The 17391-nt window shown below is 68.0% G+C and carries 11 protein-coding genes; 7 read left to right on the top strand and 4 right to left on the bottom strand.

The window, feature by feature from the left end; all coding sequences use genetic code 11:
• Positions 1-300: 300 nt before the first annotated feature.
• Entirely contained in the window at positions 301-1197 is an 897-nt protein-coding gene (locus CFB52_RS23125; protein ID WP_059585004.1) for a glutamate/aspartate ABC transporter substrate-binding protein, read from the top strand.
• Between the two features lie 75 nt (positions 1198-1272).
• On the opposite strand, the gene CFB52_RS23120 is transcribed toward CFB52_RS23125, so the two are convergent.
• A complete protein-coding gene (locus CFB52_RS23120) occupies positions 1273-1815 on the bottom strand; it encodes a hypothetical protein (RefSeq protein WP_099317545.1) in 543 nt (180 codons plus the stop codon).
• A gap of 297 nt (positions 1816-2112) precedes the next feature.
• Between CFB52_RS23120 and CFB52_RS23110 the strand changes: the two genes are divergently transcribed.
• The gene (locus CFB52_RS23110) at positions 2113-3360 is read left to right on the top strand and encodes a multidrug effflux MFS transporter (protein WP_060968833.1); all 1248 of its coding nucleotides are present in this window, start codon (positions 2113-2115) and stop codon (positions 3358-3360) included.
• 21 nt (positions 3361-3381) lie between these two features.
• Complete coding sequence (locus CFB52_RS23105; protein ID WP_099317544.1) at positions 3382-3903, top strand: GNAT family N-acetyltransferase; 522 nt, start codon at positions 3382-3384, stop codon at positions 3901-3903.
• A 34-nt stretch (positions 3904-3937) separates the two neighbouring features.
• Here CFB52_RS23105 and CFB52_RS23100 read toward each other — a convergent pair whose 3' ends face one another.
• The 3 genes from CFB52_RS23100 to CFB52_RS23090 form a co-directional block, all read right to left on the bottom strand.
• Positions 3938-4627, bottom strand: a complete 690-nt coding sequence (locus CFB52_RS23100) for a hypothetical protein (RefSeq protein ID WP_099317543.1) — start codon at positions 4625-4627, stop codon at positions 3938-3940.
• Between the two features lie 123 nt (positions 4628-4750).
• Entirely contained in the window at positions 4751-6994 is a 2244-nt protein-coding gene (gene pbpC / locus CFB52_RS23095; protein ID WP_099317542.1) for a penicillin-binding protein 1C, read from the bottom strand.
• 10 nt (positions 6995-7004) lie between these two features.
• Positions 7005-13052 (bottom strand): alpha-2-macroglobulin, encoded by a 6048-nt coding sequence (locus CFB52_RS23090; RefSeq protein WP_099317541.1) that lies wholly within the window; start codon positions 13050-13052, stop codon positions 7005-7007.
• Between the two features lie 310 nt (positions 13053-13362).
• Here CFB52_RS23090 and CFB52_RS23080 point away from each other — a divergent pair, with 310 nt between their 5' ends.
• The 4 genes from CFB52_RS23080 to CFB52_RS23065 all read left to right on the top strand — a co-directional run bounded on the left by CFB52_RS23080 (position 13363) and on the right by CFB52_RS23065 (position 17358).
• Entirely contained in the window at positions 13363-13866 is a 504-nt protein-coding gene (locus CFB52_RS23080) for a sugar dehydrogenase complex small subunit (protein ID WP_059639572.1), read from the top strand.
• Positions 13866-15485 (top strand): GMC family oxidoreductase, encoded by a 1620-nt coding sequence (locus CFB52_RS23075; RefSeq protein ID WP_059585012.1) that lies wholly within the window; start codon positions 13866-13868, stop codon positions 15483-15485. Before CFB52_RS23080 ends, CFB52_RS23075 begins: the two co-directional genes overlap by 1 nt.
• 2 nt (positions 15486-15487) lie before the next feature.
• Positions 15488-16765 (top strand): cytochrome c, encoded by a 1278-nt coding sequence (locus tag CFB52_RS23070; RefSeq protein ID WP_059585013.1) that lies wholly within the window; start codon positions 15488-15490, stop codon positions 16763-16765.
• 173 nt (positions 16766-16938) lie between these two features.
• Positions 16939-17358: a DoxX family protein gene (locus CFB52_RS23065; RefSeq protein WP_060310849.1), complete on the top strand. Its 420-nt coding sequence runs from the start codon at positions 16939-16941 to the stop codon at positions 17356-17358.
• Positions 17359-17391: the final 33 nt, after the last annotated feature.

Genomic DNA, 17391 nt, shown 5'->3' with positions numbered 1-17391 from the left:
TAACGGCTGATGAGGCGGCTTCTTGAGTATGTTTTGTGCGAAAAAGGCGCGACACGCAAACGGTTGCGATGCTGTCTTGCAGCATGAACGCGCGTTTGGAACGGGCGACCTGTTCATGGGGTGCAAGATTGCAGGCAGCGGGCCCGGCGAAACGTGCGCCGCAGGCGCTTTTGCGCGTCGCGGAAACGATGCCTCACGGTGAGGCGCGTGACTGAGGGCGCTTGACGCTTTCCCCGATGCGGGGCGAATTTTGTCGGGCGTAGGATCGCGATTCGATCAAGGTTTCGTCAGGAGAAAAGCATGGATCACCGCTTCCGTTGGCTGGCTGTCGCGCTGGCCTGTGCGCTGGCCGGCGCCGCGCACGCGCAGGCCCTTACCGGTACGCTGAAGAAGATCAAGGACACGGGCGTCGTGTCGCTGGGCATTCGCGAGTCGTCGGTGCCGTTCTCGTATTCGGACAACCAGCAGAAGAACATCGGCTACTCGCGGGACATCGCGTCGCGCATCATCGACCAGTTGAAGACGGATCTGAACCTGCCGAACCTCGCGGTGAAGGAAATCCCGATCACGTCGCAGAACCGCATTCCGCTGCTGCAGAACGGGACGATCGACTTCGAATGCGGGTCGACGACGAACACGCTCGAGCGGCAAAAGCAGGCCGCGTTCTCGAACAGCATCTTTCTGTACGGCATTCGCTTCAGCACGCGCAAGGATTCGGGCGTGAAGGACTTCGCGGACCTGGCCGGCAAGACGGTCGCGACGACGGCCGGCACGTCAGACGAGCGCCTGCTGCGCAAGCTGAACGAAGAGAAGGCGATGAACATGACGATCATCAGCGCGAAGGATCACGCCGAAGCGTTCATGAACGTCACGACGGGCCGCGCGGTGGCGTTCGTGATGGACGAGCCGCTGCTGTACGGCGAGATCGCGAAGGACCGCAACCCGGGCGCGTATACGGTCGCGGGCACGCCGCTCGTTCACGAAAACTACGCGTGCATGATGCGCAGGGACGATCCGGCGTTCAAGCGCGTCGTCGACGGCGTGATCGCGAAGATGCAGACCTCGGGCGCGGCCGAGAAGCTCTACGATCAGTGGTTCATGCGGCCGATTCCGCCGAAGGGCGTGAGCCTCAACTATCCGCTGTCGCCGGAGATGAAGCAACTGTTCAAGAATCCGACGGATCAGGCGCAGTATTGATCCGGCCGTCTCAAAGAAAAACCGCCGGCACGTGCCGGCGGTTCGGGCGCGGCGCGCCGAGTGGCGCGAATCGCGTCAGGCCTTGATTTCCGGGCCGCGTGCGGCCGGTGCGACGGGAGCGGCCGGCGTTGCCGGGGCCGCCGACGGCATCGGCGGCTGCGCCGGGACGATGACGAGCACCGGTTGAGGAGCGGCCCACGCCGGTATCGCGAACCCGACGGGCTGCGGCATCGGCATCGCGAGCGCGTTGGCGAGCGCGATGTGCTGGAGCGCCATCATCTGCTGCTGCATCGCGACCATCTGCGCCTGCGCCGCCTGCATCCGGTACTGCGCGGCCTGGATTTGCCGCAACGCCGCCGCGGACGGCATGCCGCCCGACGACGCCGTCTGCATCTCGAAGCTCGCGCCGCCTTGCGGGCTGTGCCAGCTCCACGTGCTGACCTTCATCGGGCCGACGGCCGTCTGGACGACCCGCGTTTCGGCCTTCACGGGCACGGCCTGCCCGTTGACATTGACGAACATCGGTTGGGCGGCGGCCGCCGCGCCGGCTTGCCCGGCCAGCGCGAACACGGGCACCAGCGCCAGCGCGCCCGCCGCCATATACGAACGGAATCGCATCTTCGTATCTCCATCGAACGAGACTGATCGAATCAACAATGACGTACGGCTCACGGAGTGAGCCACCCGAAACAATGCGGCCGTCGGCTTAAATCAACATTAAAATCGCCGCCCGCCGGCCCGATCGGCGCATGTCGGGACGTGCCGCGATCGGCATTCAACCTCGCCCGCGCCAGGGGGAATCCTGTCGCCCGGTGCAACAACAGGCACAATACGGAATTCGCCACCCCCGCACGCATGTTCGCCATGCGAACATTGACGGCGCGGCACTGCTGCCCGACCTCCTTCCCAGTCGTCATGAACGCCACGCTCACTCCGGCGCGCGAGTCGAATTCGCCGCGCTTCCTGCTGTTCCTGATCTGCCTGTTCGCGTCCGCCGGCCAACTCGCGATCGACATCTACGTGCCCGCGCTGCCCGACATGGCACGTTCGTTCGCGACCACGCCGCAGGCGATCCAGTCGAGCGTGTCCGGCTACATGGCCGCTTACGCGCTCGGCCAGCTGATCTTCGGGCCGATTGCCGATGCGTACGGACGCAAGCGCGTGCTCGCGTTCGGGCTCGTGATCTACACGATCGGCTGCCTGCTGTCGCTCGGCGCGCCGAACCTGGAGACGTTCGTGCTCGCGCGCTGCCTGCAGGGCTTCGGGATCGCGACCACCAACCTGCTGGCGAAGGCGATCATCACCGATTCGTTCTCCGGCCAGGCGTTGATGCATGCGTTCACGTACATGTCGATCGCATGGGGGCTGGCGCCGATCATCGCGCCGGTGATCGGTGCGCACCTGCAGGAATGGTTCGGCTGGCGCGCGTGCCTCGTGTTCCTGCTGGTCTACTCGCTGGCGATGTGGGCGCTGCTGTGGCGCTACCGCGAAACCTTGCCGAAGCCGGTGCGTCTCGAGCCGCGCACGCTGATGGCGAACACCGGCAAGGTGCTGGCGAGCCCCGTGTTCCAGAGCTGCTTCCTCGCACAGGGGCTGTGCTACAGCATCCTGCTGGTGTTCAACATCGTCGGGCCGTTCATGGTGCAGACCACGCTGCACAAGCCGCCGACCTTCTTCGGCTACCTCGCGCTCGGCATCGGCCTCATGTATTTCCTCGGCGGCCTGTCGAACCGGATCCACGGCCGCGGGCTGCCGAGCGCCGAGCAGCGGCTGCGCATCGGCGCGCGCGTGATGGCGGGCGCGTCGATCGCGATGCTGGTGCTCGCGCTGACCGTCGGCCTGCGCGTGTGGACGCTCGCGACGCCGGTGCTCGTGATGGGTTTCTGCGCGGGCGCGATGTATCCGACGCTGATGGCCAAGGGCAATTCGCTGTTTCCGCATATCGCCGGCCTGACGAGCGCGATTCTCGGCTGCGCGCTGCTGCTCGTGTCGTCCGCGATGATGGGCCTGGCCGGTTTCGTGTCGATTCACGTGCTGACGCCGCTTGCGGTGTTCTTCGTCGCGTTGTCGTTCATCGTCGTGTGGATGGTGACGAAGCTGCTGCGCCATCTGTCGCGGCAGCAGGCGGCGCCGGTCGTGTGCGGGAGTGGCGAGGCGGCGTAAGCGCCGGCTCGAGATCGACTGATGAACCGGATCCTGCTGAATCGCGTCGCCCGGTCCGACGCCGCCGACCTCATCGCCGCCAACCGCGCGAGCCGGAATCACCATTTGCCGTGGGTCGATTCGTTCATCGACCAGAGCGGGTTCGATCAATGGTTCGCCCGCTGCCTGACGGGGCCGAACGTCGGATTGGTCGCGCGCGAGCGGGCGTCGGGCGCGGTGGTCGGCGTGGTGAATCTCAACGAGATCGTCGGCGGGGTGTTTCAGAGCGCTTATCTCGGGTACTACGGGATGGCGAATCTCAGCCGCAAGGGGCTGATGACGGACGCGGTGCGCGCGGCGGTCGACGTCGCGTTCCGCGAACTCGGGCTGCACCGGCTCGAAGCGAATATCCAGCCCGGCAACCATGCATCGATCGCGCTGGTCCGACGGCTCGGGTTCAGGCAAGAGGGGTTTTCGCCGCGCTACCTGCGCATCGGTGGCGAATGGCGCGACCACGAGCGTTGGGCGCTGCTGGCCGACGACGCGCGCGAAGCGAACGCCTGACGGTCGATTCCTGTCCCGTCTCGTCTCGTGTTCCTTACAGCGGATGCGCGGCGCCGGCCTGCTGCAACAGCGACACGGCAACCGGATCCGGCAGTCCGTTCGAATCGATCGCCCCAGCCTTGGCCAGCGCGACGAGATCGCTGTCGACGCCCGGTTGCCCGACCACGAACGACGTGGTCAGGAACGCCGGTACGGCCAGCGTGACCGCATAGCGCTGCTGCAGGTTCGTCACCACGGCCGATTGCGCGGCCTGCACGGTGTCCGGGCTGTTCATCGCCCGCTGGTAGCGCAGGGTGCCCTGGAAATTGCCGATCAGCCCGGCCGTGTTCGTCCCGAGTTGCGCCGCGAGATAGACGAGCATCAGCTCGGTCTCGGGCGTCGTATTGAAGGTGCCGCCCGCGTAGGCGAGCGAATGCAGGCTCACGCCGCCCGACGCCACGGTGATGACGCATGGCAGCGCGGCGTTGAGCGTCACCCGGTAGTTGCCGCCGCCGTCCGTCAGCGTCGTGGCCGACCCCGCCGCGCAATTGACCGCCACCTGCGCGCTCGCGAGCGCGTCGCCCGTCGCGGCCGTGCCTGACAGCGAGACGGTTTGCGTGTTGTCGTTGAAGCACGCGTCGACGCCGAAGCAGGCTTCACCGTTGCAGGCCTGGAGGGCGGCGAATGTTGCGACGCACAATGCGCCCAGCGCGGGGCGGGTGAAGCGCGTAAGGCGAAGGTTCATGGTCGCGGGCGATCGAGAGAATGAGGCAACCGGTGCGCATCGGGAATGCGGCGCTACTGTAATTCTATGTCCTGAACCGGCGTAAAAGCGAATGTAGCCGGCCAGCAAGACCGGCCCGCCGCCTCACGGCTTGCGCGCGGCCGGCTTCGCGAACGCGCCGCGTACCTCGAAGCCGATCGCATCGGCGACGTTGCCGCGCGCATCGACGAGTTCGAGCCGGTGCCTGCCGGGCCACGGCAGCCACGCGACGCGGTCGGCGTGCCCGATCACCTTGTCGTCGAGCCGCCACGCGAACTTCGTCGCGCGCCCGGCCGAGCGTTCGAACCAGATCCGCTGGTTCTTCGGCGGAATGTCCGGATCGATCGCGAAGATCGTGCCGTCGGTCGGCGCGCCGATCGTCAGCGGCGCACGCGCACCGTCCTTGCCCGGCGTGGCGGGCGCCGCGAGCCGGATCGTGTCGACCGCCGTGCCCGCGACGAACCATTCGTTGCGGGCCGGCTCGATGTCGCGCTCGAACGCGATCCGGCGCGTCTCGACGCCGGCCGGCGCACGCGGCGCACGGCTCGGCAGGTCGCGGTGCAGGTAGCCGACGACGGCCGACCACACGGGCGACGCGCCCGTGACGCCCGACACGTCCCACATCGGCGAGCCGTCCGCATTGCCGACCCACACGCCGACCGTATAGCGCGACGTAAAACCGATCGTCCAGTTGTCGCGCATGTCCTTGCTCGTGCCGGTCTTGACCGCCGAGAAGAAGCGCGTCGCGAGCGGATTGTCGAAGCCGAACGTGCGCACGCGCGCGTTGTTGTCGGACAGGATGTCGGTCACGACGAAGCTGGCCGCCTCGCTGAACACGCGCGTACCGGCGTCCGGCCGCGCAGGCGCCGATGCGCCGGATGCCGGCGCGGGTGCCGTGGCCGGCAGGTCGACGACCTTGCGCGCGACTCCGCCGTTCGCGAGCGCGCGGTAGGCGTTGGTCAGCGACAGCAGCGTGACGTCCGCACTGCCGAGCGCGAGGCTGAAGCCGTAGTAATCGCCTTCCTGCGCGAGCGGCAGGCCAAGCGCGGTCAGCGTGCGCGCGAAGCGGTGCGGCGTGACGAGCACCAGCGCGCGCACGGCCGGCACGTTCAGCGAGCCGCCGAGCGCGCTGCGCACGCTCACCCAGCCCTTGAAATCCTTGTCGTAGTTCTGCGGAATGTACAGGCCGCCGCCGGCGGCGAGGTTGATCGGCGCATCGTCGAGCAGCGACGCGGCCGTCAACCTCTTTTCATCGATCGCCTGCGCGTAGAGGAACGGCTTGAGCGTCGAGCCGGCCTGGCGCGGCGCGAGCACGGCATCGACGTCGCGCGCGCTCGACAGCGCCCCGGACGAGCCGACCCACGCGAGGATCTCGCCGGTCGCGTTGTCGATCACGACGACCGCGCCGTCCTGCACGTTGCGCCGGTGCGCGGGCGCGTTCAGTTCGGTCAACGCGCGCATCAGCGTGTCGCGCGCGAAGCGCTGCAACGGCGCGTCGAGCGTCGTGCGGACCTGCGCGCCGGCCGCCGGCCTGACCTCGGCCGCGATGCGCCGCGCGAAGTGCGGGGCGAGGGCGGCGCCCTCGTCGCGTACGGCATTGGCCGGGCGTGCGACGACGAGCTGCACGTAGCCGTCGAGCGACGCGCATGCCTGCCCGGCCTGCATGTCGCGCAGGATCCGGCATGCGCGCTCGGCGAGCTTCGCCGGCGCCGCATTGGGCGCACGCACGAGTGCGGCGGCGATCGCGGCCTCGCGCGCGTCGAGGCCCGACGGCGCCTTGCCGAACAGCACCTGCGACAGCGCGCCGAGCCCGATGGTCTCGCCGCGGAACGGCACCAGATTCAGGTAGGCCTCGAGGATCTGGTCCTTGCGCCAACTGCGTTCGAGCCACAGCGCGTTCACGGCCTGCGTGGCCTTCTGCGGCAGCGAGCGCTGGCCCGAGCGGCGCGGCGAATCGCCGAGCAGCCCCGCGAGCTGCATCGTGACGGTCGACGCGCCGCGCGTGCGCTCGTTCCACAGGTTGCCCCACGCGGCGCCGGCAATGCCGCGCCAGTCGACGCCGCTGTGTTCGTAGAAGCGCTTGTCCTCGGACACGACGATCGCCTCGCGGAACGCGGGCGATACGTCGGCGAGCGATACCCAGTCGCCGCGCCGCTCGGTGAGGTCGACGCGCGTGCGCTGCAGCGGCGTGCCGTCGCGCGCGAGCAGCACCCAGTCGGAGCTGCGCCAGTTGCGGCGCACGTCGTCGTAGCCGGGCAGCGCATGCGCGACGAGCGGGGCGGCCAGCACGACGGCGACGAATACGCGGCCGGCGAAACGCGCCGGCCGCGGCAAAGCCAGATCGATCATCGCGGTCTCGTTACTTGCCCGCGTCGGCCGGCTTCACGGTCATCGGCGGGTTCGGCCACAGGCCGTACACGGACGGCGCATACAGTGCCTCGACACGTGTCGGCGGCAGCCCGAACGTGCCGACGTTGTTCAGCCGCAGCGTGTACTCGACCGAGAATTTGCCCTTCGGCAAATAGTCGTAATACGCGCGGTAGCCGTCGAAGTCGCGCTCGATGAACGTCGGCCATGCGCCGTCGGGCGTCTTCTCGCCCTGTGTCGCGGCTTCGGAATCGCGGCCGAGGCCCGACCCGAGGATCGTCGCGCCGGCCGGGATCGGATCGTTGACGGCGACCCACGTCATGTCGCTCTGCGCATCGATGTCGAGATGCACGCGCACGACGTCGCCGCGCGTCAGCACGCCGTTGACGGCCGGCGACACGGGCGTGACGGTCTTCGTGATCCGGTAGCCGGCCGCGAACGGCGCGCGCAGCGGCACGGCCGCGAGGCTCTCGACGGTCGCCCACGGGCGGCCGGTGCCGTCCTGCGTGACCGACAGCGTGGCCGGCCCCTGCGACGCACGCGGCCACGGCATCAGCACGCTGCGCGCGGCGGCCGCGCGGGTCGCGGGCGTGGCCGACGCGGGCGTATCGGCGGGCGCGGCCGATGCCGGCTGCGACCACGAGATCGAGCGCGCGTCGCCGCCGAGCGCCACCTTCGTCGCGCCGGCGACCGGCGTGCTCTCGTAGGTGCGCGAGAAGCGCTCGACCGCGAGCAGGCCGAGCGCGTTCGACGTCGTCGTCTGCCACGCACCCTGGCGTTGCAGCGCGAGCAGGCCGGCGGTCACGCGCGGCATTTCATCCTTCCATGCCGGGTCGCCCGCGAATTCCAGCGCGAGACGTGCGGCATTGGTCTCGTTGCTGGTCATCAGCCACCACAGGTCGTCGTCGCGCGCGGTCGAGAACACGAGCTGCGTGCCCTGGTACGTGAGGCGCGCCCGCAGGATCTGGTCGACCTGCGCGCGTTTCTCGTCGCGTTGCGGGATGTCCTTCACGCGCGTCAGGATCGCGTGATAGTCGATCACCGCCGACGTCGGCCACTGGTTCGGCGCGATCTCGATCGAACCGAGCATGCGGCCCTGTGCGGCGCCGTAGCGCGACAGCGCCTCGATCGCGGCGAGCTTGCGCAGGTCGCGATCCTGGCGCGGCGCCCACGCGTTGCGCTCGATGCGGCCGTCGACGAAGCGCGCGAGCCCGGCCTCGAGCTGCGTGCGCAGGTCTTCCGGCAACGCGAAGCGCGGATCGAGACGGCTGGCTTCGTCGGACACGACGAGCAGGTACGACGACAGCGTCGGGCTGCCGTGGTGCGAATCGTCGGACGACGGCGGGAAGTAGCTCGCCAGCCCGTCGCTGTCGAGGTAGACAGGCATGCGCGCGATCAGCGCCTGCCATTGCGCGGCGTCGCGCAGCCCGATCGCACGCGACGTCTGCTGTTCGAGGCAGCGGTACGGATAGCGCTCGAACCAGCGCCGCACGCCGGGCAGGCCGTCGGCGAGCTTCGACTGCAGCGATACGGCGATGCCGCCGCGCGGTATGCCTTGCGCGTTGCCGACCGCGCCGGCCGGGGCCGCGACGGGCACCGTCAACGTGCCGTCGACCTGTGCGAGCGTCGCCTGCTGCACCGTGACCGGCAGCGCCGGCACGACCTTCTGCGCGACGGCCAATGCATCGGACGCGCGCTTGCCGCCTTGCTCGGCCGCCTCGATGCGCCAGTTCAGCGCACCGGCCGCATCGAGCGCCTGCTCGGGCACGGTGATCGTCCACGCGACCTCGGTCGCCGCATTCGCCGCCAGCGACACGGTCTGCGGCGCGACGTCGAGGCCCGTCACGCGCGGCGTCACGACGACCTGCATCGCGCGGTCGGTCGTGTTGCGCAGCGTGACCTGCGCACGGAACGCGTCGCCTTCGCGCACGAGCGGCGGCAGGCCGGAGATCAGTTGCAGATCCTGCGTGCTGCGGATCGACGTGCTGCCCGTGCCGAAACGGTCGGGGCCGACCGCCGCGATCGCGACGATCCGGAAGCGCGTGAGCGCGTCGTTCAGCGGCACCTCGACGGTTGCGCTGCCGTTGGCATCCAGCGTCACGCGCGGGTTCCACAGCAGCAGCGTGTCGAACAGCTCGCGGGTCGGCGCGCTGCCGCCCCCGCCGCCGGCCGGCACGGCCTTGCGGCCGAAGTGGCGGCGGCCGACGATTTCCATCTGCGCTGTGGCCGTCTCGACGCCGTATGCGCGCCGGCGCAGCATCGCGTCGAGCAGGTCCCAGCTGTTGTTCGGCATCAGTTCGAGCAGCGCCTCGTCGACGGCCGCGATGGCGATCTGCGTGCCGGCCGGTGCGGGCTGGCCGTTCGGCAGCGTGACCTTCACGTGCGCCTGCGCCTTGCCGCGTACGGTGTAGCGCGTCGCGTCGGTCGTCACGGTCACGCCGAGGCGATGCACGCCGGTGCCGACCTTGATCTCGCCGAGCCCGTAGCGGAACGCGGGCTTCGACAGGTCGACGAACGCGGTCGGCGCCTCATAGTGCCGACCTTCGCGCCAGAACGCGCGCGCCCATTCGACCGGCGCCTTCCAGCCCCACGTGAAGAACGAGTACCACGGCACCTCGCGAATCCGCCCGCGCAGCGCGAGCACCGATACGTAGACGTTCGGCCCCCACGATTCGCCGACCTTCAGGTCGACGGTCGGGTTCTTGCCGTTCAGCTCGACGATGTGCGTTTCCATCACGCCGCCGCGCTCCACCGCGACGAGCGCGGTTGCGTAGCGGAACGGCATGCGCACCTGGAAGCGGGCCGTTTCGCCCGGTTCGTACGACGTTTTCTCGGGGATCACGTCGATCCGGTCGGTGTTGTCGCCGCCGAACCAGAGTTCGTCCTCGCGCGTGACCCATACCGACGTCGACGCATTCGACGTGCGGCCGTCGCCGTCCTTCGCGACCGCGATCAGTTGCACGTTGCCGGCCTGATCGAGCGTCGCGTCGCAGGCCATGCGGCCCTTGTCGTCGGTCTTGCCCGAGCACAGCACGCCGAGGTCGCGCGTATCGCTCTTGTTGTCGTATGCATAGAAGCCGCCGACCATCCGCTTGCGCGACGACGTCGTGATGCGCGCGATGCCCTTGATTTCGATCGGCACCGACGCACGCGGCTTGCCCTGCAGGTCGACCGCCAGCGCCTGCACCGGCACGCGCTGGCCGACCGACACCCAGCGGCCGGCCTTGATGCCGGCCACCACCGCGGCCGGCCACAGGATCGTGTCGCCGCGGATCGTCTGCACCTCGCCGTTCGGGTCGGCGAACGTCGCCTCCAGCGCGATGCGCTTCGGTGCGTCGACATCGGGCAGGCCCTTGAGCGTGACCGTGCCCGCACCGTTGCGGTCGAGCGTCAGCGGCAGCTTGTCGGCGATCAGCTTCGTCGCGTCGGGATCGTTGCTCGATGCCGACGACGACGTGTTGTCGCCGTCCTGCGCATCGTCGTCGGCGTTGCCGTCGTTCGTGTCCGGACGATACGGCGTGAAGCTGAAATCCTCGAAACGATCGGCGAACGGCGGCGATGCCCACTTCATCAGCGCCGACACCTGCACCGGCAGGTTCGATGCGCCGCCGCCCGACACGTAGTCGATCTGCACCGCGAGAGGCGCTTCCTTCACGGCGACGAGCGGGCTTTTCTGCGCATCGCGCGCGCCGATCGAGCCTTTCAGCACCGGCAGGCGGAACGCCTCGACGCGGAAGCTGCCGCTGTAGTAGGTGGCGGTCGGCGCATCTTCCGGGCCGCCTTCGAGCTCGACGCCGTATTCGCCGAGCTTCGCGGCCGCCGGCAGCGTGAACTGCGAGTCCGCGCTGTGGTCGGCCGCCCACGTGAGCGGCAGCTTGTAGGTCTGGCCCGTGCCGAGGTGGCGGATCGTCACGCGCGTCGGGTATTGCGACGGGAACGCAAGGCTTTGCAGCGTCTCGGTGCGGATGAAATGCTTCATCGACACGGTTTCGCCGGCGCGCAGCAGCGTGCGGTCGAACACCGTATGCGCGCGCACGGTCGGCGCGCTGTCGGTGTCGGTCGGCACGTTGAAGCGCCACGATTCGATCCCGCGGTTCCAGCCCGAGCTGACGAACGCCATGTCGGGGCCCGTCTTCGGATCGTCGACGCGAGCCGATACGAAATAGTCGTTGAAGGTTTCCGACGCGTTGCACGCGCGCTTAGGCTCGAACGGCCCGTCGATCTTCAGCAGGCCCTGCGCGTCGGTCTTGCCGGCCGCGATCTCGTCGCCGTTGCAGTCCGACACGCGGATCTGCGCGTTCGGCACCGGCTTGCCCTTGTCCAGCGTCGTGACCCACACGAGGTTGTTCTCGCGGCCCTGTTTCAGGTGCACGCCGAGGTTCGTGACGAGCACGGTCGTGCGCACGTACATGCTCGACGGCTTCGCGAGCAGCGAGCGGCCGAGCGCGGGCGACGCGAGTTCGAGCACGTAGAAGCCGGGCTTGTCGATCGGCACGCCGACCACCTCGAACGGGCGCAGCGTCTTCGGGTCGGCCTTCGGCAGCGTCAGCACCTGCGCGCCGGGCTCGCCCGTCAGCAGCGACAGCGAGCGCACGTCGATGCGGCGGTTCTTCGGCGCGGGCTGCTTTTCGCCGGCCTCGAGCGGCACGTACACGGGGTGTTGGCCCTTGCGTTCCAGCAGGCCGGGAATCTGGTCGTCGATCGAGCCGGCCGTCATCGACCAGTTGTCGAAGCGATCGACGGTGCGCATCCATTGGCGGATCGCGGTGTCGTTCTCGACCTTCAGGTTCGCGAATTGCGCGCCGCCAGCATTGAGGCCGGCGATATGCAGGTCGGCCTCGACGTTGCGCAGCGTGACGGGCACCAGCGCGGGCGTATCGGGTTCGGCGAAGCGCTCGACGATCCCGAAGGTGCCCGACGAGAATTTGGCGAGCGGCGGCATCGGCGCGGTGCGCGTCGCGAGCGGGAACAGGTCGGCATTGGACAGCGGCCGGTCGGTCACGTCGTGCAGGCCGGACGGCAGCTCGACGGTCAGGCCGGCCTGCGCGGGCAGCGGCGGGTTGAACGTGACGGTCGTCACTTCCTCGCTGCGATCGTCGGCCGCGAAGGTGGGCGACAGCGAGCCGTCGGGGCCGCGCAGCTTGATCGCTTCGGCCTGCTTGCGCGAGATCGGTGCGTTGAACGACAGCGTGAGCGGGCGCAGCGGCGTGCAGGGTGCCTTCGCGTTTTCGCGCTCGCACGAGAAGCTCGCGGCGAACGGTGCGCGCACGGTGAAATCGAAGCGCCGTTCGGTGTCGTTCGCGATGCCGCTCGGGCTCGCGACGCCCTTGCCGTACACGAGCTGCATCTTCGCGCTCGCGGGCAGCGCCTGCGAGCACGACAGCGTCAGCACGCGCGCCGCCTCCTTCTTCCACCCGAAGTGATCGAGCAGCGCGTTGCGCGTCTCGTCGTCGGCCGCCATGACGGGAATGCGGTTGCCGATGCCGGCCGCTTCGCACCAGATGTTCGCGAGCGCCGAGCGCGGCTCGGCCGGGCCGTTCAGCTTCATCACGAAGACCTGCCGCTCCTCGATCTCGCGCGAGCCGGGGCGCACCGATACCGGAAACGGGCCGCCCGTCTGGAACGTGAAGCGACGCGGGCCGCTGACCGCGTTGCCGGCGACCGAGCGCAGCGTGTCGTTGAGCGCGACCGAGCAGCGCACGCCGGGCGGCAGGTCGCTTTCGAAATCGTAAACCCAGGTCTTGTCGTCGAGCCAGTGGCCCTGGCCGCGCGCGGCCGTCGAATCGTTGCAGGTCATGCGCGCCGGATTCGGCGCGGAGGCCGAGCCGAAGGCGACCATCGCTTCGTCGAACTTGACGACGCTCTGCCGGACTTCGGTGACGGTGCCTTGCGGCGACACGCTCACCGTGCGCGCCGCGCCCGCATGCAGCGACAGCGCCATGGCGCCGCCGAGCGCCGCGACGGCGCCGATGCGCCAGAGCAGCCGGATCGTGTGGTTGGTCTGGTTGGTTTCTTTGTTGTGCTTGTCGCGTTGCTTCATCGCTCGATTGCCCTCGGAGGGAAGCTTTCTGTTTGATTGCACGGGATTCTAACCGACCGCCGTGCGCGCGCAGCGCGGCGTGCAGGGGCAGTGTGTGGTCGGCGCGCGACACGGGCAGGCGTGCCGCAGATTTGTCGCGTCGACGACACAAAAATGCAGCGAAATGTCGATTACGCCGGATTGCGGAACATTTAATGAACTATAAAAAGATTGTTCGATTCGATTTGTGCGCGTACATTTCAGGTCCGCGCCAATGTTTGAGAAATATCAAGCGTGGTTTTCCCGAATCCGGTGTTCGAGAGAAGGAAACATGCACAACGACAACACCCCCCAATCGCGTCGTGACGACGCAGCCGCAACCGGCATCACGCGGCGTCAATGGCTGCAGGGCGCACTGGCGCTGACGGCGGCGGGCCTCACGGGCTCGCTGGCGTTGCGGGCCCTCGCCGACGATCCCGGCACCGCGCCGCTCGATACGTTCATGACGCTTTCCGAAGCATTGACCGGCAAGAAAGGGCTGAGCCGCGTGACCGGTCAGCGCTATCTGCAGGCCTTGCAGAAGGGCTCGTTCAAGACGGCCGACAGCCTGCCGCAACTTGCCGGCGCGCTCGCATCCGGCTCGCTGAATCCCGACCAGGAATCGCTCGCATTGACGATTCTCGGCGCGTGGTATCTCGGCATCGTCGACGACGTCGTGATTACCTACGAAGAAGCATTAATGTTCAGCGTGGTGTCCGATACCCTCGTGATCCCTTCGTATTGCCCCAACAAACCCGGCTTCTGGGCCGAAAAACCGATCGAGAGGCAAGCCTGATGGCCGATACCGATACGCAAAAGGCCGACATCGTCGTCGTCGGGTCCGGTGTCGCCGGCGCGATCGTCGCGCACCAGCTCGCGATGGCGGGCAAGTCCGTGATCCTGCTGGAAGCCGGCCCGCGCATGCCGCGCTGGGAAATCGTCGAGCGCTTTCGCAACCAGCCCGACAAGACCGATTTCATGGCGCCGTACCCGTCGAGCCCGTGGGCTCCGCATCCGGAATACGGCCCGCCGAACGACTACCTGATCCTGAAGGGCGAGCACAAGTTCAACTCGCAGTACATCCGCGCGGTGGGCGGCACGACGTGGCACTGGGCCGCGTCGGCGTGGCGCTTCATCCCGAACGACTTCAAGATGAAGACGGTGTACGGCGTCGGCCGCGACTGGCCGATCCAGTACGACGATCTCGAGCATTACTATCAGCGTGCCGAGGAAGAGCTCGGCGTGTGGGGCCCGGGCCCCGAGGAAGATTTGTACTCGCCGCGCAAGCAGGCGTACCCGATGCCGCCGCTGCCGTTGTCGTTCAACGAGCAGACCATCAAGAGCGCGCTGAACGGCTACGACCCGAAGTTCCACGTGGTGACCGAGCCCGTCGCGCGCAACAGCCGCCCGTACGACGGCCGGCCGACTTGTTGCGGGAACAACAACTGCATGCCGATCTGCCCGATCGGCGCGATGTACAACGGCATCGTCCACGTCGAGAAGGCCGAGCAGGCCGGCGCGAAGCTGATCGACAGCGCGGTGGTCTACAAGCTCGAGACCGGGCCGGACAAGCGCATCGTCGCCGCGATCTACAAGGACAAGACGGGCGCCGACCATCGCGTCGAGGGCAAGTACTTCGTGCTCGCCGCGAATGGCATCGAGACGCCGAAGATCCTGCTGATGTCCGCGAACCGCGATTTCCCGAACGGCGTCGCGAACAGCTCCGACATGGTCGGCCGCAACCTGATGGACCATCCGGGCACCGGCGTGTCGTTCTACGCGAGCGAGAAGCTGTGGCCGGGCCGCGGCCCGCAGGAGATGACGTCGCTGATCGGTTTCCGCGACGGCCCGTTCCGCGCGACCGAAGCCGCGAAGAAGATCCACCTGTCGAACATGTCGCGCATCAACCAGGAGACGCAGAAGATCTTCAAGGCCGGCAAGCTGATGAAGCACGAGGAACTCGACGCGCAGATCCGCGACCGTTCCGCGCGCTACGTGCAGTTCGACTGCTTTCACGAAATCCTGCCGCAGCCCGAGAACCGCATCGTGCCGAGCAAGACGGCCACCGACGCGATCGGCATCCCGCGCCCGGAGATCACGTATGCGATCGACGATTACGTGAAGCGCGGCGCCGTGCACACGCGCGAGGTCTACGCGACGGCCGCGAAGGTGCTCGGCGGCACCGACGTCGTCTTCAACGACGAGTTCGCGCCGAACAACCACATCACCGGCGCGACGATCATGGGCGCGGATGCGCGCGACTCGGTCGTCGACAAGGACTGCCGCACGTTCGACCATCCGAACCTGTTCATCTCGAGCAGCTCGACGATGCCGACCGTCGGTACGGTGAACGTGACGCTGACGATCGCGGCGCTCGCGCTGCGGATGTCGGACACGCTGAAGAAGGAAGTCTGACCGTGCGGAAATCTACTCTCACCTTCCTCCTGGCCGGCTGCCTTGCGTTGCCCGGCCTCGCACGCGCGGCCGATTCGGCCGATCCGGCGCAGGTCAAGCGCGGCGAATACCTCGCGGTCGCCGGCGACTGCATGGCCTGCCACACCGCGAAAGGCGGCAAGCCGTTCGCGGGCGGTCTCGGCATGCCGGTGCCGATGCTCGGCAAGATCTATACGAGCAACATCACGCCCGATCCCGATACGGGTATCGGCAACTGGACGTTCGACGATTTCGAGCGCGCGGTGCGTCACGGCGTGTCGAAGAACGGCGACAACCTGTATCCGGCGATGCCGTACGTGTCGTACGCGAAGATCAACGACGACGACGTGCGGGCGCTGTACGCGTACTTCATGCACGGCGTCGAACCGGTCAAGCAGGCGCCGCCGAAGAACGAGATCCCCGCGCTGCTGAGCATGCGCTGGCCGCTGAAGATCTGGAACTGGCTGTTCCTGAAGGACGGCGTGTACCAGCCGAAGCCCGAGCAGAGCGCCGAATGGAACCGCGGCGCGTATCTCGTGCAGGGCCTCGCGCACTGCAGCACGTGCCACACGCCGCGCGGCATCGCGATGCAGGAGAAGTCGCTCGACGAAACGGGCGGGAGCTTCCTGTCGGGCTCGGTGCTCGCGGGCTGGGACGGCTACAACATCACGTCCGACCCGAACGCGGGGATCGGCGGCTGGACGCAGCAGCAGCTCGTCCAGTACCTGCGCACCGGCAGCGTGCCGGGCCTCGCGCAGGCAGCCGGCCCGATGGCGGAGGCGATCGAGCACAGCTTCTCGAAGATGACCGAAGCCGACATCGGCGCGATCTCGACGTACATCCGTACGGTGCCGGCCGTGGCCAGCGGCGACGCGAAGCAGTCGCGCTCGTCGTGGGGCAAGCCGGCCGAGGACGGCCTGAAGCTGCGCGGCGTCGCGCTCGCGTCGTCGGGTATCGACCCGGCGCGGCTGTATCTCGGCAACTGCGCGACCTGTCACCAGATGCAGGGCAAGGGCACGCCGGACGGTTACTACCCGCCGCTGTTCCACAACTCGACGGTCGGCGCGTCGAATCCGACCAACCTCGTGCAGGTGATCCTGAACGGCGTGCAGCGCAAGGCCGGTAGCGAGGACGTCGGGATGCCGGCGTTCCGCCACGAGCTGTCGGACGCGCAGATCGCCGCGCTGACGAACTACCTGACCGGGCAGTTCGGCAATCCGGCCGCGAAGGTGACCGAGCAGGACGTCGCGAAGCTGCGCTGACGCGGCGCGCGACGAAGCAGGGCGACAACATAAAAGAGGAGGAGCACAGCACATCGGGCGGGCCCCGATGCCGGTTGTTGCAGAGCGGAGCGGGCGGCGCGGGTGGCCGCCCGCTCCGGTTCACAGGCAATCCGGTGCGTGCGGTTGCGCGCATCGTTTTCGTTGATCACACCATGACACCGAATCAACCGTTTCTCGCGTCCCAGCGCGATGTGCTGCTGCTGCTGTCCCGCATTCTGCTCGTGATCCTGTTCGTGATGTTCGGCTGGAAGAAGATTGTCGACTTCTCCGGTACGATCGCGTTCATGGGCAGCGAGGGCGCACCGGCGCCGATCATCTCGGCGGCGATCTCCGTCGTGATGGAGCTGTTCGTCGGGATCGCGATCCTCGTCGGTTTCCAGACGCGCGCGCTCGCGCTGCTGCTTGCGCTGTATACGATCGGCACCGGCATCATCGGCCATCACTACTGGACGATGACGGGCGGCGAGCAGATCAACAACATGATTCACTTCTACAAGAACATCGCGATCTCGGGCGGCTTGCTCGCGCTCTGCGCGGCCGGCCCCGGACGTTTTTCGATCGATCGCGGCTAAGCAGACCCGAGGCGCGTGCATGGGGCGCGCGTC

The organism is Burkholderia sp. AU18528 (assembly GCF_002223215.2).
Lineage (GTDB): Bacteria > Pseudomonadota > Gammaproteobacteria > Burkholderiales > Burkholderiaceae > Burkholderia > Burkholderia semiarida.
The sequence above is the reverse complement of the archived record's forward strand: the minus strand, read 5'-3'. Positions and strand labels throughout refer to the sequence as shown.